The organism is Jiulongibacter sp. NS-SX5 (assembly GCF_052828545.1).
Map to the genome: position 1 here is coordinate 2,258,397 of NZ_CM128248.1, position 25,711 is coordinate 2,284,107.

The window sequence follows — 25,711 nt, forward strand, 5'->3', positions numbered from 1 at the left end:
AAAAAAAGTACGAAGCATGATGACCACTTACGTTAATCCACACTTCGTACTTCATTTATACTAAACTTTATTTTCCTTAATCAGGAATATTATAGTTGTACTCAATACTATCAATCTCTTTCTCCTCATTAATCTGCTCATTTTCTTCCGGTAAATTTGACTCAGGAGTAGCAGAGAACGGAACGTTTTGAGGAATAAAGTCTACCTCGGAGCCTGGCTTACTGTAATCGTAAGGCCATCTATACACTGTCGGAATTTCACCTGGCCAGTTACCATGAACAGCTTCAATTGGAGTAGTCCACTCAAGTGTATTTGATCTCCACGGATTAGCTGATGCCTTCTTACCCCAGAAAATTGAATACACAAAGTTGAAAACGAAGATTAACTGAGCACTGAATGTTAAAATGGCAGCTACGGAAATGAAGGCATTTAAATCAGCGTATGTATTGAATGCTTCAAAACCTGACCACTGATAATAACGTCTTGGGAAACCTGCTATACCTATGTAGTGCATAGGGAAAAAGACAAGGTAAACACCCACGAAAGTAGCCCAGAAGTGAACATAGCCTAAGGTTCTGTTCATCATTTTACCAAACATCTTAGGGAACCAGTGATACACACCAGCTATCATCCCAAAGAATGCTGCAGATCCCATTACTAAGTGGAAGTGAGCTACCACAAAGTAAGTATCGTGCAATTGAATATCTAAAGCAGAGTTACCAAGAATAATACCTGTTAGACCACCTGATACGAAGAATGAGACTAAACCAATTGCAAACAACATCGCCGGAGTGAAAACAATATTACCTTTCCACAATGTTGTGATGTAGTTAAATGCCTTTACTGCTGATGGTACTGCAATAATCAAGGTCAATAACATAAATACTGAACCCAAGAATGGATTCATACCCGTCATGAACATGTGGTGTGCCCATACAATAAATGCAAGGAACATAATACCTGCCATTGAGAAGATCATCGCTTTGTAACCAAAGATTGGTTTTCTAGAGTTAGTAGCAATAATCTCGGACGTTAAACCTAAAGCAGGAAGAATTACAATGTAAACCTCTGGGTGACCCAAGAACCAGAACAAGTGTTGGAATAATATTGGGCTACCACCTTGATTAGGTAAAGCCTGTCCGTTAATGTAGATATCAGATAGGTAGAAACTTGTACCAAAACTTCTGTCAAATATCAACAACAAAGCTGCTGAAAGCAGTACTGGGAACGAAAGAATACCTAATATGGCAGTAAACGTAAATGCCCATATAGTCAATGGCATTTTGTCAAACGTCATACCCTTAGTTCTAAGGTTAATAACTGTTGACACATAGTTTACACCACCAAGTAGTGATGAAACAATGAAGAAAGCCATTGATACTAACCATAAAGTCATACCCAGACCAGAACCAGGATTAGCTTCTGCCAGTGCACTTAAAGGTGGATAAATTACCCAGCCACCTCCTGCGGGACCAGTCTCAATAAATATAGACCAGAACATGATGATACTTGATAGAGCAAAGAACCAATAGGATAACATATTCATGAATCCTGAGGCCATATCTCTGGCACCAATCTGTAATGGAATAAGGAAATTAGAAAAAGTTCCACTTAAACCAGCTGTAAGTACAAAGAATACCATGATGGTACCGTGCATGGTTACAAGTGCTAAGTAGAAGTTAGCATCTAATTTACCTGACTCATTAACCCACTGACCTAAGAAAGGCTTTAACCAGGTCATATCCATATCAGGGAAACCTAGTTGAAGACGGAAAACTAGGGACATTAATCCACCGATAATGGCCCAAAATATACCTGTGATCAGATATTGCTTAGCAATAATCTTATGATCTTCTGAAAAAATATAAGTTCGAATGAAACCCAGATCATGGTGCTCATCGTGAGCGTGATCTGAATGTGCTGCTGCTACCGTTGACATATATCTATTTCTTTTCGAGATTTTCTAAATTATTCTACCTCAGATACTTCTTCTGTAACCATTGCTACATCCGTGTCATCTGACTCCACATATTTTAAGGCTCTTGCCTTAAGATTCTCAGGTACTTTTTCTATAAAACCTGGATTTAAAGTTAGGAATGGCGTTTGTTCCTTCTTCCACCTCTCATAATCCTCCGGTTCATCTACTACTAATAATAACTTCATACCGAAGTGGCTTCGTCCACAAATTTCAGTACAAGCTATTTCATAATTGAAATCAGGATTCCCGGTTTCTGCTCTCATGTCTTCTGTAGACTTGTCAGCCACAAACCAGAATTTAGTAGGCATACCTGGCACAGCATCCATTTTTACTCTCATGTGAGGAATAAAAACAGAGTGTAAAACGTCTCTAGCTCTAATCTTTAACAATACAGGCTTTCCTTTCGGAATATGCATTTCTGTACCGTTTGTAAAATCATCAAATGAAAGAGGGTCAGAGTAATCAATACCAAAATTGTTACCTGCCGCATCGTCCATTAATCTGTAATCATAGTCACCCAATTGATTATCATCAACACCAGGGTATCTAACCGCCCATGCAAATTGACGTCCCATAATCTCAACAACTTCAGCATCTTCCGGTGCATCATCCATCACTTTATTCCAAACTCTTAAACCTGAGAATACCAGACCTGCCATTACAAGTGCAGGAATAACTGTCCAGATTACCTCAAGTTTGTTATTGTGAGGATAGAAAGTTGCTTTTCTATTTTTGTTGTATTTGTACTTCAAGGAGAAGTAGAACAATAAGGAGTTAACAACGAAAAACGCGATTGTAATAACAATCATCGATACCCAAAACCAATAATCAGTTTCTCTTCCATGAGGAGAAGAAGCCTCTGGCAGGAAGTACTTTTTAGCATCTAAAAAAGACCAGACAACTCCAACAACGCTTAACAACCAAAAAACGATTAGGCCAAGAGCATTCCAATCATTTGCCTTATCAACTGCAAATTCATTTTCCTCTTCTTTTACGCCCTTTACGGTTTTGATTAAAGTTTGTGTTTTACCAATAACAAGAATGGTCAACACAATGAACAAAATGGCTAAAATTCCAACAATAAGTGTCATCTCTTCTTAAACTTTGAACTCTTTAGGAATATACCTGAATTAAATATCGTGATGTAAACTTTCTTCTAAGAATGGGTGATTCTTGGCATATAGATTAGCCTTACTCAGCTGTGAATTAACTACATAAGCAAATGCAGCAACAAATACAGCAGTAGTTCCCCATTCGATTAAACCAATTCCGCCTTGATCCTTGGCGATACCCGGCATCATCATCTGATAGAAATCAAACCAATGACCCGCAAGAATGGCCCAGCATGAAAGCTTTAGTAAAGTATAATTACGTTTAGAACCACGTGCCATTAAAACAAGTAAAGGGAATACGAAGTTCAGTATTAACATGATTATGAACGGAGCAAAGTAGCGTCCACCATAACCATTAATTCTCTCTCTAAAATAGATTGTTTCTTCCGGTAGGTTTGCATAGAAAATCAAAAGGTATTGATCAAACCAAACGTAAGTCCAGAAGATAGAAAATCCGAAGATTAACTTACCCAGATCCTGAATAGATGAATCATTCACTCCAGATAGATAACCTTTAGATTTTAAGGTTAAAACTACCAACATAATTGCTGCCAGACCAGATACGTGCCAACTAGCCAAGTGATACCAACCAAACATAGTACTAAACCAGTGTGTATCGATAGCCATAGACAAATCCCAGGCTACGGTAGAACTAGTTACTGCAAAGAAAATAAGGAAGAATTTCGCATAAGTTCTACTCTTAGTGTAGTACTCAAGGTCACCATGAGCATCTTCTAGTAGTGAATACTTTCTAATTTGTTTGTAAAGAATGTACCAAACCACAAAGTAAGCCACTAATCTAACTATATAGAAAGGCATATTTAACCACCACTCTTTACTAGCAATAATTTTGTCATAGTGATGACTGGCAGGGTCCATGATGCCTTCGTGAGTCCAGTGCATGATCATATGTCTGGTAGAAGGAACCAAAAACAGAATCATTATGATTGCAGCAGGAATAATCATAAACGCAGGGAAAGCCTCCGGAACTCTTTTAAAAGAAGCATACCAACCAGCTTTAGCTACATAATTATAAGAAATGAAGAATACTCCAATAACTGATATACCCAAGAAGTAAACAGAATTCATCCATATATTAGCAATAATTCTGTAGATCAAAGTGGCTCCAGATCCGTGTTCTTCACCGTGCTCACCATGTCCTTCTGAACTTTCCACACCGTGAGACGCCTCTGCATGTGCATCATGTGCCACGGCCGACTCCACACCATGTGCAGTAGCTTCTGTTACGGCATGAGAATCATGAGATCCACCAATTCCTTCTGGTCCCCACCAACCGGCATTGATTAAAAAAGCTCCGATTCCAATTAATACTAGGCCTACTACCCCTACAAGAATGAACTTTTTCTTAAGTTCTGGGGAGAATTCATACGTCTCTTCTACTGAAGGTATTTCGTGCTTATGAGCCATCTCTTTATTCTTATATCTATTCCCGGTAAAGGATTTATTATTCTAATTTTTAGCTTCCTAGTTGAAGTCTTTGTACATAATGTACAATCTTCCATCTCTCCTCAGGTAATACCTGTGCAGCATGAGGCCACATTCTACCCTTACCATGTGTAATCACATGATAAATATGACCACCACTAATAGAGTTTAAAGCATCTGAAGAGTAATTAGGAACACCTTTATAAATAGCAGCCACTTTTCCATCACCAGCACCTTTGGTACCATGACAATGCTGACAGTTTCTTTGATAAAGTACTTTACCTTCATCTTCAGCCTGTTCAGACCATGGAATAGGATTCGTTAAGTTTTCTGCAGCCCATTCAAGACTATCAGGATGAGTATCATAAATCATCAAATCCGTTACAACAGAACCATCATCCTGAAGAAAACTTGTATTATAGTTTCTTCTTGAAACTGTTCCCTCTACGGGCTCACGCATGTTCATACCATGAGGGTTCACTCCATTTTCTCTCCACTGTGTTTGAGCTTCATAGGCTCTGGAGTTATACATATTTGGAGCATACTCCCAGCCAGTTTTATTTGGATCATTACATCCAATAAGAAGAAGCCCAATAGCTAATGCTGAAAAAAGCGAAAGTCTAATTCTTAAAATATTCATTTCTTCTAATTAAATCTCTTTGAAGTTTACTTCCGAAGCACCACTGCTTTTCAAAACATCTGCAATATCACCCTCAGAAACTGTGTTTTTAGCAAGTTCGATAGCCATCACAAACTTATCATCCGTGATTCTTTCATCGAAGATTACAGGCTTAGCAAGAGGACTTAATTTCTCCATTCCGAAGAAAACGAAGCCCATACCGTAAGCTGCCAGAAGTACCGTCAATTCAAATACAATCGGGATATTCGTTGGGAAAGGAATAAAGTTCTTACCACCAATATTCATCGGCCAGTCCCACCCTAGAGTCCAGAAGGTCAAAAGGAAGGCAAGAGTTGTACCTGTAATACCAAACATAAATGCAGGAACCCCCATACGAGCTCTTGGATATCCCAAAGCCTGATCTAAACCGTGTACAGGGAAAGGTGTATAAACCTCATGGATGTTTACTCCTTTTTCTCTGACATCTGAGACCGCATGCAATACCTCGTCTTCATCGTCGTAGACTCCCAATATGTATTTTTTATGTGCCATTATTGACTTATAAATTAACTTTCTTAATTCTTACTTATCCGTCTTCTCAGATGATGATTTTAATACTGTCTTAACCTCAGCCATGTTAATAACAGGCAAGAATTTGGCAAACAATAAGAAACACACGAAGAAGAAACCAAAGGTGAATAAATAGTCACCAATATCACCCATACGAGGAGTAAAGTACGTCCAGCTTGATGGTAGATAATCTCTATGAAGAGACGTTACAATAATTACAAATCTCTCAAACCACATTCCTATGTTTACGACTACCGCAATAACAAAGGACACTACAATGTTTTCTCTTAGCTTCTTAAACCAGAAAATCTGAGGAGAAAGAACGTTACAAGTCATCATCGCAGCATAAGACCACCATAGCGGACCAGTTGCTCTATTGATGAATGCATAACTTTCATACTGTACACCAGAGTACGCTGCAATAAAGAACTCCGTGATGTAGGCCACACCGACAATTGAACCAGTTACAGTAATGATTTTATTCATTAATGAGATATGCTCAATAGTAATGTAGTCTTCCAATTTGTACACTACCCTTACGATCAGCATAAGATTTTGCACCATCGCAAAACCAGAGAAAATCGCACCCGCCACGAAATAAGGAGGGAAGATGGTCGTGTGCCAACCCGGTATTACTGAAGTGGCAAAGTCAAACGATACAATAGTGTGTACTGAAAGTACTAGTGGAGTAGATAAACCTGCAAGAATCAAAGATACATCTTCATATCTCGCCCAAGCTCTGGCACCACCTGTCCAGCCCATAGAAAGGGCACCGTAAATTGTTTTACGAACACCTGTCGCTCTATCTCTAATCGTGGCTAAATCAGGAATCATACCGATAAACCAGAATAGAAGGGATACAGATAAATATGTTGAAATCGCGAAAACGTCCCAAACAAGAGGTGAGTTAAAGTTAACCCACAATGAACCAAAAGTGTTAGGAATTGGAAGTGCCCAGTAAGCCAACCAAGGACGTCCCATGTGAAGGAAAATAAAGGTACCTGCACAAAGAACCGCAAAGATAGTCATGGCCTCTGCAGCTCTGTTAATTGATGTTCTCCACTTTTGACGGAATAACAGAAGAATCGCAGATATTAGTGTACCGGCGTGACCAATACCTACCCACCATACGAAGTTGGTGATATCCCAAGCCCAACCTACTGTTTTATTAAGACCCCAGTTTCCCAGACCGTTCCACCACGTCTGAAAAACCCAGTAACCTCCATAGGCCAATACAATAAGGGCTATGGTAAATACCACTTTCCATTCTTTGGTAACTGGTCCTTCTACCTGCTTACTAATGTCTTCAGTTACATCATGGTAGGTTTTACCACCAGTAACTAAATGCTCTCTTATGGGCGAAACTACTTGCATAATTGCTACGCTTTTAGCCTTTTATGTTTAGTTTAAATTCTGTTATTAACCGTGTTGTTCTTCAGTATGATGCTCTTCAGTCTCATGAGCCGGCTCTTCGTGATGAGCTTCTGCCGCATGAATGTGAGCAGCTTTTGAATCCTCAAGATCTTTGTTTCTGATTTTCGTCAGGTAACTAATCTGAGGCTGAACATTAATCTCTTCTAATACATGGAATGCTCTTCCTTCTTTCTCTCTGGCAAGAGTTTTAGAGATTCTTGATTCAGGATCCAGCATATCTCCAAAGACGATAGCTCCTGTAGGACAAGACTGAGAACATGCTACTTCTATTTCTCCATCTACCGGACGACGCTTCTCTTTCTTCGCTTGGAGCTTACCAGCTTGAATTCTTTGAACACACATAGAACATTTCTCAATAACCCCTCTTGAACGTACTGTTACGTCAGGATTAAGAACCATTCTACCTAGCTCATTATTCATGTGATAATCGAACTGCTCGTTCTCATAGTATTTCCACCAGTTGAAACGACGCACTTTATAAGGACAGTTGTTTGCACAATATCTTGTACCCACACATCTGTTATAAGTCATTTGGTTCAAGCCCTCAGAACTGTGTGTAGTCGCTAGTACCGGACAAACTGTCTCACATGGTGCATTGCTACAGTGCTGACACATCATTGGCTGAATCACCACTTCCGGATTCTCAGAAGCGTGCTCCATTTTCTCTAAATGACTCGGATTGATGCTATACTCTGTATCAGCATCTGTGCTGTAGTATCTGTCAAGACGAATCCAGTGCATCTCACGAGCTCTGACTACCTCTTTCTTACCTACTACAGGAATATTATTTTCAGCCTGACAAGAAACTAGACAAGAAGCACAGCCCGTACAGGTATTCAGATCTATGACCATACCCCAACTGTGGTTTTTCTTCTCGTGACCGTTCCAAAGACTGATTGTGTAAGGCTTAACCGCTCCTTCAGATGTTTCAATCATCGGCTCAAAACGACCTGCCTTATTATTCTTCACATATTCGCTTAGAATAGACTCTTGAACTACTGCCTGACGTCCCATCACAGTTTCGTGTGTTTGGGTTTGTGCTAGTGTGTAGCCAGACTTTGTCTTTTCTAAAGATGCTCCTCCAACCCAATTCACATTACTCATGAATGGATTTGCATTGGCACCTACATTTCCAGCCTTACCTGCAGCAGTTCTACCGTAACCCATAGCTACAGACACCGTATTATGTGCTTGACCTGGCTGGATTAAGATTGGTAGTTCAATTTCATATCCATTGGCTGAAAGTTTAGCCCAGTCACCTTTTTCGAAGCCTAGCTCATTCGCTGTTTTTTGAGAAATTGCTAACGTATTTTCCCAAGTAACCTTTGAAATTGGATCTGGTAATTCCTGTAACCAAGGGTTGTTAGCCTGTCTACCTGTACCAATAGCAATTGATTCAAAAACAGACACTTCTAAACCGCCGTCTTTAATAGAGCTGATTGCAGCGGCTGCAGAACCTAAATCACTTGAAAGAGATGGTTCCTCTGAAGCCGATACACCTGTTTCATATACTCCATCATGAAGAGCAGAAACCCAAGACTTACCTGAAAGAATTGAAGACTTCCAGTTAGACTTTAAATATTTATGATAATCAGCGTCTAAACCTGCCCAAGAAAGAAGGCTTGATTGAGGCTGACGCGTATTATAAATCAAAGAGATAGTTGGTTGCTGCAAAGCATATGATCCTGAAATAGGCTCAGCATCATTCCATGACTCCAGATAATGAGGAGCAGGAGCAATGTACTTACATTCAGCAGCTGTTTCATCTGCTCTATCAGCAAATGAAACCGATGTTTTCACCTTGGCGATAGCCTCGGCAAGCTGAGCTCCTTTAGGATGTGTATAAACAGGATTGGTATCCATGAATATCACAGCGTCCACTTTACCAGAAGTAAGGTCTGATACAAAAGTATTCAGCTCAGCTGAGGTTCCTTTTCTAGTATTATAAGTTTTACTAAAGCTAATAGTAGAACCATATGAACCTAGAAGGCTATTGATACCATTAACCAGAACCTGAATATTTTTATCGTTAGATCCACTAACCACTAGAGACTTTCCAGCGGCAGCTTTTAGATCTTTAGCACACTTATCTAATAATTCACTTTTGAATGAAGAGTTACCAATCGCACTACCTGAAAGTTTATTATATAATGCCACCAGGAATGCTCCTTCTTCTGAAGGCTTAATCATTCCTCTGTAATCTGCAGCAGCACCGGTTGTTGTTAGACCTGTTTCAAACTGGTAATGACGAGACATCGTATGCTTTCCGTCTTTACCACTTTCTAGCCTACGACCTTTGGCCCATTGAGTAGAGAACTCGTCTGCCGAAAGCCATGTGCCCAGGAAATCACAATTAACACCTAGAATTACATCCGCATTATCGAATCTATAGCTTGGAATGGCTGCTTTACCAAAAGATTCGGCGTTCGCATCAACCATACCTGTAAGACCATTCGCATCATATGTTACGTGAACAGCTGATGGGTACTTAGCCTTAAAGTCAGCTATTACCTTGTTTGTAGTTGGTGAGAATACGCTCGAACTTACAATTCTAATATTGTTGGCTGATGAAAGACCTGCTACAACTTCTTTGTCAAGATCTTCCCAGCTAATATCTTCTCCACCTTTTTGGGGTCCTTTAAGCTTTTCGTTATCATAAAGGGATAATACAGAAGCATGAACTCTGGCACTTACACCTCCATTGGAAATCTTTGAAAGCTTGTTCCCTTCAATCTTTATTGGTCTACCTTCTACAGTTTTCACTAAAACCGGAGAAAACTCACCGCCTTCAGCATAAGTAGTAGCAAAAAAGTTAGGAACACCAGGCTCAACAGATTCAGGCTTATTAAGATAAGGAATAGTTTTCCTTACAGGAGCATCACATGCAGCCAAAGAAACCGCAGTAACACCAAAACCTAACATTTTAAGGAAATCTCTTCTGTGAGTTCCACCATCAAGATCTTCAAGGTTGAATTCTCTTTCGGCGTTCTTCACTACCTCAATATCATTCCTATACTCCTCAATTCCTTTCCAATACTTTTTAGTAGTATTTTCCATTCGTATTATATTTTCCCTAAAGGATTTTACTTTGAATTCTTATTAATAATGGCATCTGGCACATTCCAGACCTCCTATATCTTCCACTTTCATTGATTCTGTAGACGCTGCGTTGTGAGCTTCAAGAAGAGCATCGTAATACTCATTCCCTTTTGCATTCACATCAGTTTGTCTGTGACAATCAATACACCATCCCATCGTCAATGAATGTCTTTGCTGAACAACCTCCATCTGAGGAATTTCACCATGACAGTTTTCACAATCAAGACCTGCTACAGCCGTATGCTGAGAGTGGTTAAAGTATGCTAAGTCAGGCAAATTGTGAACTCGCACCCACTCAATTGGCTGATCATTCTCAATAGCCGTATAAATTTTCTGAATGTTTGGAGAACCCTGCTTAATAGCATTATGACAGTTCATACAAATACTCGCCGACGGTATTCCAGCTTGCTTACCTTTATACACCCCTGTATGACAGTACGCACAATTGATTTCCATTTCACCTGCGTGCAGCTTGTGAGAGAATGGAATCGGCTGAGTAGGTGCATACCCTTGATGAACGCCAATACTGTATAAGCCATCAAAAGTGGCCTTGGCTCCAAATAGCAAGAAAAGTACAATTATGGCGTTTCTAACTGTAGAGTTTTGAACTACAGAACGAAGGCCATCAGATAATCTCTCTCCAATACCTCTTGTATCTACCGGCTCTCCATCACCTTTATTTAACTGTGTCAATAAATTCAAGACAGCTAGAAGGGCAAGCAACACAAGACCCATGATCACTAACAAAGCAATCAGGATTACGTTAAACACCTTACCATTTCCGGAGTCAGAAGCTGCAACAGCTCCAGAGGCACCAGCGTCAGCCGCAGCTGTAGGTGCGGCCTCGTTAGCCTGCTTTACATAGGCTAGAATGGCAGTAATCTCTTCATCACCGAAACTCTGAAAAGCGGTCATCTGTACTTTATTATACTTTTCGTATAACTCTACAGCATAATCATCTCCACTGGCAATAACGGCAGCAGGATTCTGAATCCAGGCCTTCAGCCATTCATAATCTCTTCTTTCCTCAATACCCTTCAGACCAGGACCAACAACCACTGCTGCGTCATAAGCATGACACTGTGCACAGTTATTTTTGAAAAGTTTTTCACCTGCTACAGGGTCTCCATCAGCAGAACTTTGACCAAAGGCTAGATTGAATGTCGATAAAGCAAAAAGTAATAGAAGAAAAGGTCTTATATGCGATTTGTACATATCTCTATATATGAATAGATACTTTTTTGAGTTGCAAATCTAGCCACGGAATAAATTGCATCAAAAAAGAACTATGGTTTTTTCCATGACTCTAGCTTATTTAGAATTATTTCAAATAAACTCTTAAGTAGCTCATTTCCAATAACTTAAAACAAAAAATACCACCTGATAATCTACTGTCTAAGTAGGGAATCAAATGGTATTTAATAAAGATGGAACTTAGACAAGAATTTCTAAATCCCAAATTATTTGATGAGGTCTCGAGCGGATTCGAACCGCTGTACATGGTTTTGCAGACCACTGCCTAGCCACTCGGCCACGAGACCTTTTTAACTTCAGAAAGTGCCTGAGGTCGGCCGCTTTCGGGGAGCAAAACTACAATTGTAGTGCCAATTGCCAAAAGCTTTCTGAAGAAATTTAAGAAAGACCGAAAAACGTTATTTCGGCCTTTCTTTTTACTTTGTTTTGAAGACCTAAAAGGTTTTCAAAATTATTTTTTAGGAGACTCCATTTCTGCTTTAAGAGCAGCAAGAGCATCAAGATCACCTAAAGTTGACTTCTCAACCGGCTGAGTTGAAGCCTTAGCAGCTGCTTTACCACCTTTCTTCTTCTTAGGTGCTTCTTCTACTGCAGAACCATCCCATGTTTTTGTATGAGAAAGAACAATCTTTCTTTCATCCTTATTGAATTCAGTTACAACGAAAGCAAGCTTCTCACCTACCTCTGCTAATGAACCGTCTTCTTTGGCTAGTTGCTTAGCAGCAGCAGTACCTTCGATACCGTATGGTAACTCAAGTGTAGCTACTTTATCAGCTTTACCAAGGATGGTACACTCATGACTTGTGCCGACTGCAAATGTATCTTCAAATGCATCCCATGGATTTTCTTCCATGTGCTTGTGGCTAAGTGCAAGTCTTCTGTTTTCACCGTCTAGTTCAAGAACTACTACTTCAAGCTCATCACCGATTTTAACAAAATCAGATGGGTGCTTGATTTTCTTCGTCCAAGAAAGGTCAGAAACGTGTACAAGACCATCGATACCTTCTTCTAACTCAAGGAATAGACCAAAGTTAGTCAGGTTACGTACTGTTCCTTTGTGTTTTGTACCCACAGCATACTTGCTTAATAGATCCTGCTTAGTCCACGGATCTTCAGTAAGTTGCTTGATACCAAGAGACATTTTTCTCTCTTCTTTGTCCATTGTAAGTACTACAGCTTCGATTTCATCACCAATCTGAAGGAAATCAGATGGGTTACGTAGATGCTGAGACCAAGACATTTCAGAAACGTGGATCAATCCTTCTACACCTGGAGTGATTTCAAGGAATGCACCGTAATCTGCGATGTTTACAATTTTACCCTTCACCTTAGAGTTCACTTCAAGGTCAGCGGCTAGTGAATCCCACGGATGAGCTTCAAGCTGCTTCATACCAAGTGAAATACGTTTCTTGTCTTCGTCGAAGTCAAGAACCACCACATTGATCTTATCATCAAGGTTAAGGATTTCATTCGGGTGATTAACACGTCCCCAGCTGATATCAGTAATGTGAAGTAGACCATCCACACCACCAAGGTCGATGAACACACCGAAGTTTGTGATATTTTTAACAACACCCTCAAGTACCTGACCTTTCTCAAGGTTAGTAAGGATTTGCTGACGTTGTTTCTCAAGATCTTTCTCAATCAAGACTTTGTGAGATACTACCACGTTATCGTTTGAGTGGTTGATTTTAACCACCTTCACTTCCATTTCTTTGTTAACGAAAACATCGAAATCGCGGATAGGCTTCACATCAATCTGAGAGCCAGGCAAGAAGGCTTCGATACCGTGGATATCCACGATCAAACCACCTTTAGTACGACGTTTAACGAAAGCTGTAAGAATAGTATCTTCTTCGAATGCTTTCTCGATGTTACTCCATGCAGTAAGAATTCTCGCTTTCTTACGTGAGATAACTAATTGACCAAGTGCATCTTCCTGCTTCTCGATGAATACTTCAACAGTATCACCTACTTTAAGGTCAGGTAGATCACGGAATTCAGATCTGGATACAATACCATCTGACTTAAAGCCAATGTTTAATAGCACTTCACGATCTGAAACACCTACAACTGTAGCGTTAACTACATCTTTTTCTTCGATGGTAGTTAGCGTTTCTTCATAAGCTTTTGCAAGCTCTTCTTTTTCTGCAGCAGAATAACCTCCGCCGATACCTTTTTTTGAGACTCTCTCCCAGTCAAATTCAGGGAATTCTTGTTTTGTCATAAATATTTGATAAGCAGCCCTTTAATACATCCAGTAGCCGAGCTTGTGCTAAAGGAAATTTGTGAAACATTTTACACCCTTCCTAAAAAGGACTGCAAAAGTAGTGAAAAGGCCAGTATTTAACAAATTGCGAAATAAACTTTAGGCTGAAACCGAACGAGATAGGTACGGTGCCCAAACTTTAGCTGCTGAGCCTGAATAATCGCGGAGAAAAGTGACGAAGGTAGGTTTGAAAGGCTTGACTGTCAAAGGCATCATTGCTTCTTCCGGAGTACAGTCTCCTTTTCTGCCATTGCATCGCTTACAAGCGGCCACCAGATTGTCCCAGTTTGTTTTACCTCCACGAGACTTTGGTAGCACATGATCAAGGGTAAGCTCTCTGCGAGTACCGCAGTAAACACATTTATTACCATCTCTTTTGAAAATATTCTGTCTGTTTAGCACCACACCTTTGTAGGGCACATTGACATACTGATGTAATTTAATCACAGATGGCAGAGGGTAGGAAGAGGAAACTGTTCTGAGCTTGGCTCTATCGTCGTCTTTGAGGAGTTCTGCTTTTTTGAGATAAACAAGAACAAAAGCTTTGGGAACTGTACAAACACTTATGGCTGTATAATCAGCATTTAGAACCAAGACTTTCCGACCCATAGATTGATTAAGCTTTAACTAAACTGGTCGAATATACCGATTATTAGCTAAAAAGAGCAAAATCAGATAGATTAACTAATCGTTAAAATTGCCTTTTCTCTTGTCTTTCTATGTCCTTGGCTTTTATACTTTCACGTTTATCGTAGAGCTTCTTCCCTTTTGCCAAAGCAATATTAATCTTAGCCAGGCCCTTTTCATTTACATAGATTCTGGTAGGGATAATAGTGAGTCCTACATCCTTCATCTTGGCTTCCAGCTTTCTTAATTCCTTTTTCTCAAGCAAAAGTTTACGCTCCCTTAGCGGATCATGGTTATAATGCGTACCATAATCATACGGTGAGATATTTAGGTTTTTGATAAACAGCTCCCCATTTGTAAAGTAACAATAGGCATCTGAGATATTGACCTTCCCCATTCTGATAGACTTGATCTCAGTTCCCTTCAATACCACACCTGCAGTGTAGGTGTCAATAAAATGATACTCAAAAGAAGCCTTTCGGTTCTTTATCTCAATATTTTTAGAAATCTTACTTGACATGCAATTGCAAAGCTATTGAATAATTAACGAAGCAAAATAGTACTTCGCCCAAATGAGCAGACGTGCTGTAAAATTAAAAATCCCTGCCTCAAATTAGTGACAGGGATTCCGACTTACGTGCTTTCCTAATAATCCATGTGTAGCCACTTTCGTGACGTCAACTGCGGATTAAATCTTTATGAACTTTTACGGTTCAAATATCTTTTAGTGTGTGGTGCAAGGAGGACAAATGTATGTACTCCCGTTTAAATATGCAATGTTTTGTCTATTACAAGTAAAACATTTTTGATAGCGAAACAAAACTAATCCGTGTTTAATTCCGTTACGATCACCATAGTTACGAATACTGTGCCAAAGTAAGGGGCCATAATTTCAGGATATTTTTCACCCCTTATTTCTCATTGACTATAAGAACATTAGCATAGCCAATAGATAATTTTATATAGTTAAAATGTATTTTTGGCACGCCAAAAACCAATTACCAAATAAGAAAACTAACACGAATTGTTAAACACCCCATTAATATCAACTTCTAAGAAGAAAGAAAAATGTGTCTTGGTAGGTCTCATCACTAAAGATCAAAATAGAGATAAAACCAAAGAATATCTGGATGAGCTGGCTTTTCTGGCCACCACAGCCGGACTTATTACCAAAAAGACGTTTACTCAAAGCCTTCCTACACCTGATACCAGAACTTTTGTAGGCAAGGGAAAACTGGAAGAAATAAGTACCTGGATTAAGATTAATCCGGTAGATGCTATAATTTTCGATGATGATCTTTCGCCTTCTCAAGTAAGAAACCTGGAAGGTAGTTTTAAGGACATTAAAGTGCTGGATCGTAGCCTACTGATCCTCAATATTTTTTCTCAAAGAGCCAAAACCGATCAGGCCAAAAAGCAGGTAGAGCTTGCTCAATACCAATATCTATTTCCGAGGTTAACACGTATGTGGACTCACCTGAGTAAACAAAAAGGTGGTGTAGGTATGCGTGGTCCAGGTGAAAAGGAATTGGAGACTGATAAGCGTATCGTGAGAGATCGAATCTCTTTCCTGAAAAAGAAGCTGGAGAAGATTGACAAACAATCGATGACCAGAAGAAAGGAAAGAAACCGCTTAGTGAGGGTGGCTTTGGTAGGTTATACCAATGTAGGAAAGTCTACCTTAATGCGAGTCCTGGCCAAGGCAGATGTTTTTGCAGAAAACAAGCTCTTTGCCACCATTGACTCCACAGTAAGGAAGCTTGTACTCGGTAATATCCCGTTTCTATTGACCGATACGGTAGGTTTCATCAGAAAACTACCTACTACCCTCATCGAGTCATTTAAGTCTACTTTAGATGAAATCAGAGAGGCTGATATTCTACTTCACGTGGTGGACATATCACACGCTTCTTTTGAGGAGCATATTGACGTAGTGAATCAAACGCTTGCTGATATTGATGCTTATGATAAACCGACCGTTCTTATTTTTAATAAACTGGATAAGTATGAGCCGGAATCAGAAGAAGGGCTAGATGACCATTTAGCTACCGAAGCTGACTTAGAACAAAACCTGGCAAGACTGAAATCTAGTTACCTCAGCAAGAATACCAATAACGTGGTTTTCTTATCTGCCACAGAAAAAGAGAATATCAGCGAATTGCGAGATATTCTAGTCAAGCTATTAAGTGAAAAGCACTTTGCCATTTATCCAAATTGGGATCCAAAGCAAAATCCTCTATACGACTGGCAGGGAGATTACAACTGGGAAGAACAGGGAGAGTAAAAGCGTTACTACTTTCTGTCTGGCAACGTACCCAAATAGAGTAACAGATTGTTAATCTCCTTCCGGCATTTGCTATCAAAAGTGTTGTTAACTTTGAATAGGTCATCAAAACACCTATTCAAAGAAACACTCTTATGAAAACTAACAGACGAGAATTTATTAAAAATGCTTCTTCACTCGCAGCCTTAAGCTTGTTGCCTGGAGTATCCATTCCAAATCTTGAATCTTTATTGAAAAAGAGGCCGGCTGTCAGAATTATCCTAGCCTCTGATTCCCATTACGGTCAACCCAAAACAGATTTCAAAGGCATGGCCCAAACTTTTGTACAAAAGGCGAATGCTTTTGCCAAGGTCCATGATTGCGATTATTGTATTTTGAACGGTGACCTTATTCATGACGAACCAACCTGGCTTCCCGAAGCCAAATCTGTTTATGACGATTTAGACATCCCCTTCTTCGTTACAAAAGGAAATCACGATAGGGTTTCTGATGAAGTTTGGGAACAAACCTGGGGCATACCAACCAATACCAGTTTTACTGTAAAAAAGAATGGGTTTATACTGGCGAATACTTCCAATGAGAACGGAGATTATCACTCGCCAGACTTAAACTGGTTAAAACAAGAACTGGACGCATTTGTGAGTTTGAAAAATGTCTTTCTGGTCATTCATATTCCACAAGCTAAATGGACAGCCAACGGCATAGAAACTCCTGAATTCTTTGAGCTTTTATCAAACTATTCGAACGTCAAAGCAGTGTTTCATGGGCATGAACATGATCAGGATGGCGTACGAAATCATGAAGGAATTTCTTATGTTTTTGATTCTCATATTGGCGGCAGCTGGGGAACAGAATACAGAGGATTCAGGGTGCTAGAAGTTAGTAAAGGTGGGGACGTTTACACCTATATGATGAATCCTGATTTAGAAATTAGTAGAGACGAACTATAAAGGATTTAACATCGAATTTATAAATTGGGGGTCAATCCTTAACCTATGAAATACTTAACTCTTTTCATTTTTATGACCGCTTTAGCTGGTAATGCATTTTCACAAGGAGTACCTCCTGCACCTGAGCTCGAATATATCTGCGAACTAAGGGTAAAACTTGACCCTCCTTTAACAGTAGGCCAAACTCCCAGAGGTCTCAGAAGAATTATTCCGATAATAGGAGGAACTGTGGAAGGACCTGAGATCAAAGGTGAGATTATCGGCGGTGGTGCAGACTGGCAATTTATCAGAGAAGATGGCGTAGCAGAATTGGAAGCCCATTACCAGTTTAAAACAGATGATGGGGTGATCATTTATGTTAAGAATGACGCCATGAGAGTCGCCAGCCCTGAAGTGGCTGCCAAAATTGCCAAAGGCATTCCGGTAGAGGCATCTGAATACTACTTCAAGGGAAGACCAAAACTAGAGGCACCAGAAGGCAAGTACCATTGGATGAACAATACGATGTTCATTTGTCAAGGCGTTAAAAACCCTCTTGATGTCTCTATTTTTATTTGGAGAGTGAAATAATAAAGCCTTCGCAGTTTTGACGAAAGCTTTATTAAATCATCAGCTTATCTGTTCTGAACTTCAAAAGTATAAGTACCGGCAGAAAGAGGAATCAAAAACTCTTCGCCGTGTCTTTTCACACCCTGTGAGCTAAGAAGCTTACCATTTTCTGTGATATCTGAAATCTTTGCGGCTTTCAAATGTAAAACTGCAGAAGTATTGGCGGGAACTTCAAAGTTATAGGTGGTATTCTCCTCTGTCAATTGCCATTCGCTTTTGATCTTACCATAAATAGAGTCATAATGGCCTTTAGCATGTGTTATCCTTTTTAGAGGATCTGGCCTAGGCTGAAGTACAAACGACTTAAATGCAGTGCTAGCAGGGTCTCTCTGAATACCCAGCGAATAATTATACATCCATGAAGCCACTGCCCCAAAGGAATAATGATTGAAGGAGTTCATACTATTATTGCCTCCAAAACCATTCTCCACTGTATAGCTATTTAGCCTTTCCCAAATAGATGTAGCCCCATTTACCACAGAATATAACCACGAAGGATACTGCTCATTGACCAATAAACTATACGCCAAATCGTCTCTGCCGTTTTCTGAAAGGGCTTCGCCAATAGAAGCCGTACCAATAAAACCTGTCATTAATGAGTTAGAAGGTCTTTCTATACCGAGATCATCCACGTTTTTTCTGGTGATGGCATCGGCTAAATGCTCAATGGCAAATTGATTATTTTCCAAATTAAACACTCCCTGAGCCAAAGGAATGGCGTATGATGCCTGCGTGTCCATCAATTGACCTTTGTCTGTAGAGTTTCTACCATTGGCTTCTCCGGGAGGTCCCATAAAGCCGGTTCTTATTCCTGACTTCACAGTTCTTTTAGACTCAGCATCTACAAAGATAGTATTAAAGGCATCTTTTATCTGCTGACTTCTATTCAGGTATTTTTGAGCATCATCCAGCTCACCCAGAGCCGTAGCCATATGACTCATAATTTCCAGATCATAGGCGAAATAGGACATCCAGAAAAGCGTATTATCATTCTTATTCCCTTCAGGACTAAGCCAGTCGCCTAAGGGGCCTTCATTAAGTATCCCCTCTTCATTTATCTTCGTTTCCAAGAATGACATATAAGCCTGCATAGCCTCATAATGCTCTTTGAGCAATTGAATATCACCATATTGCTGGTAAGTTTCCCAGGCTACGGTGACACCCGCACTTCCCCAAAGGGTACCTCCAAAACCTCCTCCTACAGGAGCTACATCTGTGAATCTGCCGCTTTCAGGCTGAAGATCTCGCATGGCTAACATATGCTTTCTCAAGAACATATTAGCATCTGCTAAATAGGTAGAAGCACGAGCAAAAACCGAGATATCGCCACTCCAGCCCATACGCTCATTTCGCTGAGGACAGTCTGTAGGGATCGAAAGGAAATTACTTCTCAATGACCAAGTGATGTTCTCCCACAGCTTATTCACCAATGGATTATTCGTTTCATAAGCAGAAGAAAGGTTTTCTACAGATGAAATGACTAAACCCTGAACTGCTTCCAGAGGTAAAGGTTTTTCAATGCCGGTGATCTCAATAAAGCGATATCCATGAAAGGTAAATCGAGGCTCTATGACTTCATTCCCACCTTTTAGGATGTACTGATCCTGAGCGAGGGCGGCTCTGATGTTTTCCATCATTACCATACCTTCATTACCAGCATATTCAGGTAAATTAGGATAAAGGACCTCTGCAAATCTCATATTGATAACTTCTCCTTTTTGTCCGCCCGGGAGAGTAATTCTTGGTACTCCAACCATGTTTTGCCCCATATCATAGACATAAACACCTGGCCTCGGCTCAGTCATTCCTATTGAAGTGAGAGTTTTGACATGCTTAACTCCTTCACCGTATTGACCTATCAGGCTATAATCATCATAAAGGAATTGCTCTTTTTGCCCAAAGGGCTTTGAAAACTCTCCCATATAGGCATTTCCATCCAAAGGCACTTCAACGGCACTTTTCCATGAAGTGTCATCATAAGACGCATTTGACCATCCAGAAACAGCAGCTTCTTTGGCAGCATCATATACTTCTCCCTGAAAAAATGATCCTACCCGAATAGGTCCGTCGGTAAAGATTTTCCAATCACGATCATTGGTAGTAATGACCTGCTGACTTCCATCTTCATAGGTAATGACCATTTTGGCCAATAAAGACTGACGATCTCCAAAGAAATTCCAGCTCTCACCAGAATAGGTAATGTTTCCACTCCACCATCCTTCAGCTAACCAGGCTCCAAAAGCATTTTCATCACCAGACTTTAGCATTTCTGTCACATCAAAAGTCTGATACATATGATGTTTATTATACTGTGTTAGTCCCGGGTTAAAATAATCCTCTGAAACTCTTTTACCATTTAGATAAAGATCATAAATACCTCTGGCAGTGGCGTAAACTCTAGCTTTTTTGATGCCCGATCGTTTAGTATTGAACTCAGTTCTGAGCATTGGAGTGGCGTTTTGAGATGGGTTTGCCAAGGCAATAGTTCCGCCTTTGACCTGATAGACTCCGTTTTTCACCTTTAAATCTTTCAATAGTGCCTTCCCTTTTTCCGGGGCATCTTTGAATAAGGTATTTTCAGGATACCTAAAGTTTTTTACTTCAATATTCGAGAAACAGGCTTTTTGATTTTCTCTGGTTTTAACTCCTATATCAGCCAACATCGGGAAACTGATAAAGTTATTTCCTTTCCCTACTGGGTTAAGATTTAAACCAGGCATACCGTAAGGCCCCTGAGGCTTCATGGAAGAATCTTCTAATTTATGCTCAGCAGACTTTCCATCTATATAAAACTCAAACACACCGAAATTACACTCAGCGTAAACCGTATGCTTTTCATATTTATTACTCTCAGATAAAAGAGCCTTAGGGATGCTAATGCTTTTTAATGGCACTCCATCTACATCAGATTTATCATAGCCAACTCTATAGATATTCAGTTTTGCATTTTCACCAGATTGTAACGGAGCAATATCTAGCTCAAGCTCTACATAACTTTGATTGGGGGCGTTTTCAACTCCCATTAGGTTTAGATCTTTATTGGCCAATCGACTATCATTACCTCCAAAAATAAAGGAGGCCTTTGTAGAGCCACTTTTCTGGTCGAGCTGAACATCATAATTGATTTTATATACCGAAAGGTAATGTGTGTAAAAATTAAGATCATCATCTCCCCCACCTATCCATTGGGCACCTGACCAAGCCGACTCTGAAGGATTCATGAGTCCGGTTTCAAACCAGGAAGAAGCACTACTCTCAGTGCCATCATTACCCCAAACGGTAAGATTCCAGGTGTAAGTAGTGGTAGGTTTTAAGTCATTCCCTTCATATTGAATAGCATGAGCCAGACAAGAACTCACCTTGCCGGAGTTCCATACTTCTGCACCACTCTCATCTGATAATTTGAGCTGATAGGCCTCCTGGGCCAGACCTCTCTGGTTTGTGGATGCCTCCATTTGCCAGGAGAATTGGGGGATTTCCAAGTCTGTTCCTAAAGGAGTGGTTTCGTAATTTACTTGTAAGTTTTGCAGTGTAAACTGAGCAAAAAGAGAACTTGAAAAGAGACTGAAAACAGTCAGTAAGGCCAGTATTTTCTTATACATTAGGTTAAGGTTGAATGAGTGGTAAATTTAGTTTTTGCAGGGCAATAAGCTGACATAGACTATCCCGATTAAGAAAGGATTTGTCGAAAAAGAGGGCAATTGCCTTTAGCAACAAAAAAAAGATTTAATACTTTCACCTTTCAACCTTAGAATACATGCAAAAACTTACCTTATTCTTATCTACACTTTTCCTGAGTTTTAGTCTTACTGCTCAGCAAGTCATCAAGCTTCCATTTGAGGAAATACCAAATGTGACCTACGAAAAAGCCGAGATGCAATACCATTCAAAAGGATGGGATACAGAAGTGGTTACCAATGTTTCTGAACCATCTCTATTGGTTTATGAACCCCCAAAAGAGAAAAAAAATGGCACCTCAGTAATTATAGCCCCCGGAGGCGGCTTATATGCTTTAAGTATGAATAGCGAGGGCATAGATGTAGCTAAATGGCTTAATGAAAAGGGTATAACGGCATTTGTTTTGAAATACCGCTTGGTACCTACAGGGGAAGACGGATCCTCTCAGTTTGGCAGAGAGTACTTTCTTGATCCTTCTGGAACATTAGACAAGGTAGGTGAAGTATTACCCTATTCTGTAAATGATGGACTGGAGGCTGTGAAATATGTGAGAGGTCATGCAGAGCAATATGGTTTAGACCCTGCTAAAATTGGTTTTATGGGTTTCTCTGCCGGTGGTGCCGTAACAATGGGAGTATCCTATGGATATGACAAGGCAAGCCGACCTGACTTTCTGGTACCCGTTTATGCCTGGACTACCGCAATGCCCGTGAGAACTGCACCGAAAGATGCCCCGCCGATGATGCTGGTCTGTGCCACGAATGATGGGCTCGGCCTTGCTGCCGGAAGCATTGATATTTATAACGCGTGGTTTAAAGCCGGCCATAATGTAGAACTACATATGTATAGCAAAGGAGACCACGGCTTTGGCCTACGCCAAAAGGGATTACCTTCTGACACATGGATAGAACGCTGCTATGAATGGATGCGAGTAGAAAACCTCACGAAATGATGAAGCCTTTTACGGTTATTTTTGTGATCATCCTAAGTTTAGTTTCGATTGATTCTAAAGCTCAGGAAGATAATTACAGCTACGGTAGAAATGCCGTTTCTTTTGCCATTATGGGAAGTACGCCCATTTTGGGTTTCACGTATGAACGCGTCTTTAATCCGAAATGGGAGGGTGAACTAGGCATTGGCTGGCTAAGCGGAAATATTGGTATAAAGTATTTTCCTTTTGAAATGAAAACCAGTAAGCTCTTGCCTCATATTGACCTCAATGCCTCCTTTTCTCCTCTTTATGAAGATTGTTTTCTCTGTTTTGGCGGAAAAGGATACCTCGGATATCTGCCTGTAGGACTAAGTTATTTTGGCAAAAAAGGGTTAAATCTTGGTATAGACGCCGGGCCGGCCAGCACTTTCCAAGATCCTCCTTTTCTGTATGCAGGGTTAAGAATAGGTAAGAGGTTTTAGACTACATATCCGGAAGGTTTTTCTCCATCATTTTACCAATAAATCGTGTAGCGAAAGCCGGGTAAAGTCGATATAGAAAATCAAGCAGGGCAGCATCTTTCCCCACCTTTACACGGTACTTATTCCTTTCCATTCCTTTGAGAATGACTTCTGCAGCTTTGGGTGCAGGCATTGCCAGCTTATTTGCCTTATCATTTGTTGGCCTCTCCAATTTCAAACCAGAATTTTGGGTGATATTGGTGTTTACGGCACCAGGGTGAACAACGGTAACATTCACGTTGGTATTTCTCAGTTCGGCATATAGTCCTTCTGTAAAAATTTTAACGGCCGCCTTAGAAGCTCCATAGATAGTCTGCTTGGGAAAAGGTATGAAACCTCCCATGCTGGAAATATTCACAATATGGGCTTCCGGCCGATTTAGAAACTCAGGCAAAAATGCCTTGGTCATGTAATACGTTCCGTAAAAGTTCACATCCATTACTCGCTTCACCAGATCATCGGTAAGGTCATTGACAGCAACGAATGGCTGAATGATACCTGCATTATTGATAAGACCATCCACCGCACCAAAATGACTTTTAACCATTACAGGCAATTGAGCTACTTTTTCTTTGTCGGTAATATTCAGTTCTACTGCCAGGAACTTTGAGCCCGCTTCACTCGCCAGAGCTTTTGTCTCCTCTAAACTGTCTAGTTTCAGATCTATTCCCGCTACCGAAGCCCCTCTGCTTAACAATAACAAAGAAAGTTCTCTGCCCATACCGCTACCGGCTCCAGTAACTACAATTACTTTACCTTCTATCTTCATTGGTTATCTTTTTTAAATTCTGTGCTAATTGAATGTCAGAAAAACTATTCCTCTAGCTGGCATCATGAAATCACCTTTAGGTACTTTCAATCCAATAATTTCCGGAATCTCATTCTCTGCTGTAAGCTCCAGTACCTTTCCGTTGAGTTTAACAATTTTAGTCTCCAGTTCATCGGCGGTTAACTCATACTTTAATGCATTAGAAGGCAGATTGATTACCTTTTCAGTTTCATTGGTATTCACTAATAAAACCGCTTTACCAGAAGAAATTCCTTTTAAATTATGGACAAACATATCTAGACCTTCTGCCAGTTTCTCCCCCTGAAATACCTGTGTCCCCATAAGTTTTGACCACAAGTGTGCTGCCCAATAATTAGGTCTGGGATTGTGTGTATCATGATCCAGGAGTGCATATTCACTTCGGGTGAGTGTATTATGCATAACTACTTTTACATTTCTCTCAGATAACCTACCCAACTGCTCCAGATAACGGAAGGTATCAAGAAAAGTGGCAGCCCATGGGTTACCGCCACAAGCTGATTCCCCGGTTTCTGAAAGCCAAATAGGAGCCTCAGGTTGATATTTATTTCTGGCATTTTCGTAGAAATCTAATCCTCTTTCTGTTCTGGAAAGCCATTCTTCTGAGAGAGCATCCTCTGGTTTCATAGGGCCGAAACATCTTTTTGAAACCGTGCCATAATAATGGTAACTAAAGATATCAAAAGTAGGCCGATTCTCATGATCAAGTAACTCATCAATTGACAGATCAAGTCCAGAAGGCAAAATACCTTCGCCGGTAGAACCCGGACCCATAATTTTAACCTCGGGAGCCTCCAGTTTCATGAAGTTCTTGAACTCACTGAATTCTCTGGCGAAGTCTTCTCCATTGAAACCTTTAGGTGCATTTCCGTGGTTTGCGTGTGATGGCTCATTGAAAAATGCCGCTGCGTAAATCTGCCCACCAGTTTCCTTGGTAAACGAAAGCAGCTTTTTGATTTGATCTGTTTGATACGCCCCATTCTTATCCCTCATGCCATCACTAATGGGAAACGAAGTGACTATTTTAGCCCCAACAGCCTCAGAGAAGTTTATTACTCCTTTCCATTGCTGTGCCGTTAGAACATTCGCAAAGCCCTCTGGTGCTTCTGAGGAGCCTGAGCCGCTGTCATCAAAGTAAACGTCATTGGCCCAAGTGCCACTCACTCTCATATAAACTGGCCCTAATCCTCTGGCGAGATTGATCAGCTTCTGATTGCTTAAATCAATTGGTTCTATCTTCCATTTTAAGGCTGCAAATCCTTTTTTATCAGTATTCTTTAAAATAGAATCCATTTTACCGTAAGGTACCCAGAAATCACCGCCAATTACCTCACACATTTCTACATTATATGACTGAAATCGCTCTTCTACCGTTGCGATGACATTCTTGTCTTTGAGTACACTTTTCTTCAGAGTAATACTTTCTGAATTCTGAGAATAGGCGGTAATCGCACAGAGTAGGATGACGGTAAATAGGCTAATTATCTTCTTCATATCTGGTATTTCTTCAAGGGTAATTGAT

19 protein-coding genes and 1 tRNA gene are annotated in these 25,711 nt (G+C 40.3%); 5 read left to right on the forward strand and 15 right to left on the reverse strand.

The annotated features are described in order from the left end of the window. Window positions 1–76: 76 nt before the first annotated feature. The 12 genes from ACUXV0_RS10060 to smpB form a co-directional block, all read right to left on the reverse strand. Window positions 77–1,939, reverse strand: coding sequence for a cytochrome c oxidase subunit I (locus ACUXV0_RS10060; RefSeq protein WP_446189412.1), 1,863 nt, complete (start codon window positions 1,937–1,939; stop codon window positions 77–79). A gap of 29 nt (window positions 1,940–1,968) precedes the next feature. Next, a complete protein-coding gene (locus tag ACUXV0_RS10065; protein WP_446189413.1) occupies window positions 1,969–3,069 on the reverse strand; it encodes a cytochrome c oxidase subunit II in 1,101 nt (366 codons plus the stop codon). Window positions 3,070–3,108: 39 nt separating this feature from the next. Continuing rightward, window positions 3,109–4,518: a quinol:cytochrome C oxidoreductase gene (locus ACUXV0_RS10070; RefSeq protein WP_446189414.1), complete on the reverse strand. Its 1,410-nt coding sequence runs from the start codon at window positions 4,516–4,518 to the stop codon at window positions 3,109–3,111. 49 nt (window positions 4,519–4,567) lie between these two features. Further along, window positions 4,568–5,176, reverse strand: coding sequence for a c-type cytochrome (locus tag ACUXV0_RS10075; protein WP_446189415.1), 609 nt, complete (start codon window positions 5,174–5,176; stop codon window positions 4,568–4,570). A 9-nt stretch (window positions 5,177–5,185) separates the two neighbouring features. Continuing rightward, window positions 5,186–5,707 (reverse strand): DUF3341 domain-containing protein, encoded by a 522-nt coding sequence (locus ACUXV0_RS10080; protein ID WP_446189416.1) that lies wholly within the window; start codon window positions 5,705–5,707, stop codon window positions 5,186–5,188. Between the two features lie 30 nt (window positions 5,708–5,737). Then, complete coding sequence (gene nrfD, locus ACUXV0_RS10085; RefSeq protein ID WP_446189417.1) at window positions 5,738–7,099, reverse strand: NrfD/PsrC family molybdoenzyme membrane anchor subunit; 1,362 nt, start codon at window positions 7,097–7,099, stop codon at window positions 5,738–5,740. Window positions 7,100–7,144: 45 nt separating this feature from the next. Next, entirely contained in the window at window positions 7,145–10,216 is a 3,072-nt protein-coding gene (locus ACUXV0_RS10090; RefSeq protein WP_446189418.1) for a TAT-variant-translocated molybdopterin oxidoreductase, read from the reverse strand. Between the two features lie 42 nt (window positions 10,217–10,258). Beyond that, entirely contained in the window at window positions 10,259–11,473 is a 1,215-nt protein-coding gene (locus ACUXV0_RS10095) for a c-type cytochrome (RefSeq protein WP_446189419.1), read from the reverse strand. 255 nt (window positions 11,474–11,728) lie between these two features. Further along, window positions 11,729–11,799: transfer RNA gene (locus tag ACUXV0_RS10100), tRNA-Cys, on the reverse strand. A 164-nt stretch (window positions 11,800–11,963) separates the two neighbouring features. Beyond that, the gene (gene rpsA, locus ACUXV0_RS10105; protein ID WP_446189420.1) at window positions 11,964–13,739 is read right to left on the reverse strand and encodes a 30S ribosomal protein S1; all 1,776 of its coding nucleotides are present in this window, start codon (window positions 13,737–13,739) and stop codon (window positions 11,964–11,966) included. A gap of 141 nt (window positions 13,740–13,880) precedes the next feature. Further along, window positions 13,881–14,390 carry an HNH endonuclease gene (locus ACUXV0_RS10110; RefSeq protein ID WP_446189421.1) on the reverse strand — a complete coding sequence of 170 codons (510 nt, stop codon included), beginning with the start codon at window positions 14,388–14,390 and terminating at the stop codon, window positions 13,881–13,883. An 82-nt stretch (window positions 14,391–14,472) separates the two neighbouring features. After that, the gene (smpB, locus tag ACUXV0_RS10115; protein WP_446189422.1) at window positions 14,473–14,928 is read right to left on the reverse strand and encodes an SsrA-binding protein SmpB; all 456 of its coding nucleotides are present in this window, start codon (window positions 14,926–14,928) and stop codon (window positions 14,473–14,475) included. 504 nt (window positions 14,929–15,432) lie between these two features. Here smpB and hflX point away from each other — a divergent pair. From hflX to ACUXV0_RS10130, 3 genes are all read left to right on the forward strand, one after another. Next, complete coding sequence (hflX, locus tag ACUXV0_RS10120; RefSeq protein WP_446189423.1) at window positions 15,433–16,692, forward strand: GTPase HflX; 1,260 nt, start codon at window positions 15,433–15,435, stop codon at window positions 16,690–16,692. A gap of 134 nt (window positions 16,693–16,826) precedes the next feature. After that, on the forward strand, window positions 16,827–17,642 hold the full coding sequence (locus ACUXV0_RS10125) for a metallophosphoesterase family protein (protein ID WP_446189424.1): 816 nt from the start codon (window positions 16,827–16,829) through the stop codon (window positions 17,640–17,642). 45 nt (window positions 17,643–17,687) lie between these two features. Then, complete coding sequence (locus ACUXV0_RS10130; protein WP_446189425.1) at window positions 17,688–18,212, forward strand: DUF3237 domain-containing protein; 525 nt, start codon at window positions 17,688–17,690, stop codon at window positions 18,210–18,212. Window positions 18,213–18,256: 44 nt separating this feature from the next. On the opposite strand, the gene ACUXV0_RS10135 is transcribed toward ACUXV0_RS10130, so the two are convergent. Then, window positions 18,257–21,853 carry a family 78 glycoside hydrolase catalytic domain gene (locus ACUXV0_RS10135; protein ID WP_446189426.1) on the reverse strand — a complete coding sequence of 1,199 codons (3,597 nt, stop codon included), beginning with the start codon at window positions 21,851–21,853 and terminating at the stop codon, window positions 18,257–18,259. 155 nt (window positions 21,854–22,008) lie between these two features. On the opposite strand from ACUXV0_RS10135, the gene ACUXV0_RS10140 reads away from it, so the two are divergent. Beyond that, entirely contained in the window at window positions 22,009–22,881 is an 873-nt protein-coding gene (locus tag ACUXV0_RS10140) for an alpha/beta hydrolase (RefSeq protein WP_446189427.1), read from the forward strand. Further along, window positions 22,878–23,342 carry a hypothetical protein gene (locus tag ACUXV0_RS10145; RefSeq protein WP_446189428.1) on the forward strand — a complete coding sequence of 155 codons (465 nt, stop codon included), beginning with the start codon at window positions 22,878–22,880 and terminating at the stop codon, window positions 23,340–23,342. Before ACUXV0_RS10140 ends, ACUXV0_RS10145 begins: the two co-directional genes overlap by 4 nt. A gap of 1 nt (window position 23,343) precedes the next feature. Here the strand turns inward: ACUXV0_RS10145 and ACUXV0_RS10150 are convergent, their stop codons facing one another. Then, on the reverse strand, window positions 23,344–24,150 hold the full coding sequence (locus tag ACUXV0_RS10150; protein ID WP_446189429.1) for an SDR family NAD(P)-dependent oxidoreductase: 807 nt from the start codon (window positions 24,148–24,150) through the stop codon (window positions 23,344–23,346). 24 nt (window positions 24,151–24,174) lie between these two features. Then, window positions 24,175–25,683, reverse strand: coding sequence for a hypothetical protein (locus ACUXV0_RS10155; RefSeq protein WP_446189430.1), 1,509 nt, complete (start codon window positions 25,681–25,683; stop codon window positions 24,175–24,177). Window positions 25,684–25,711 lie beyond the last annotated feature (28 nt).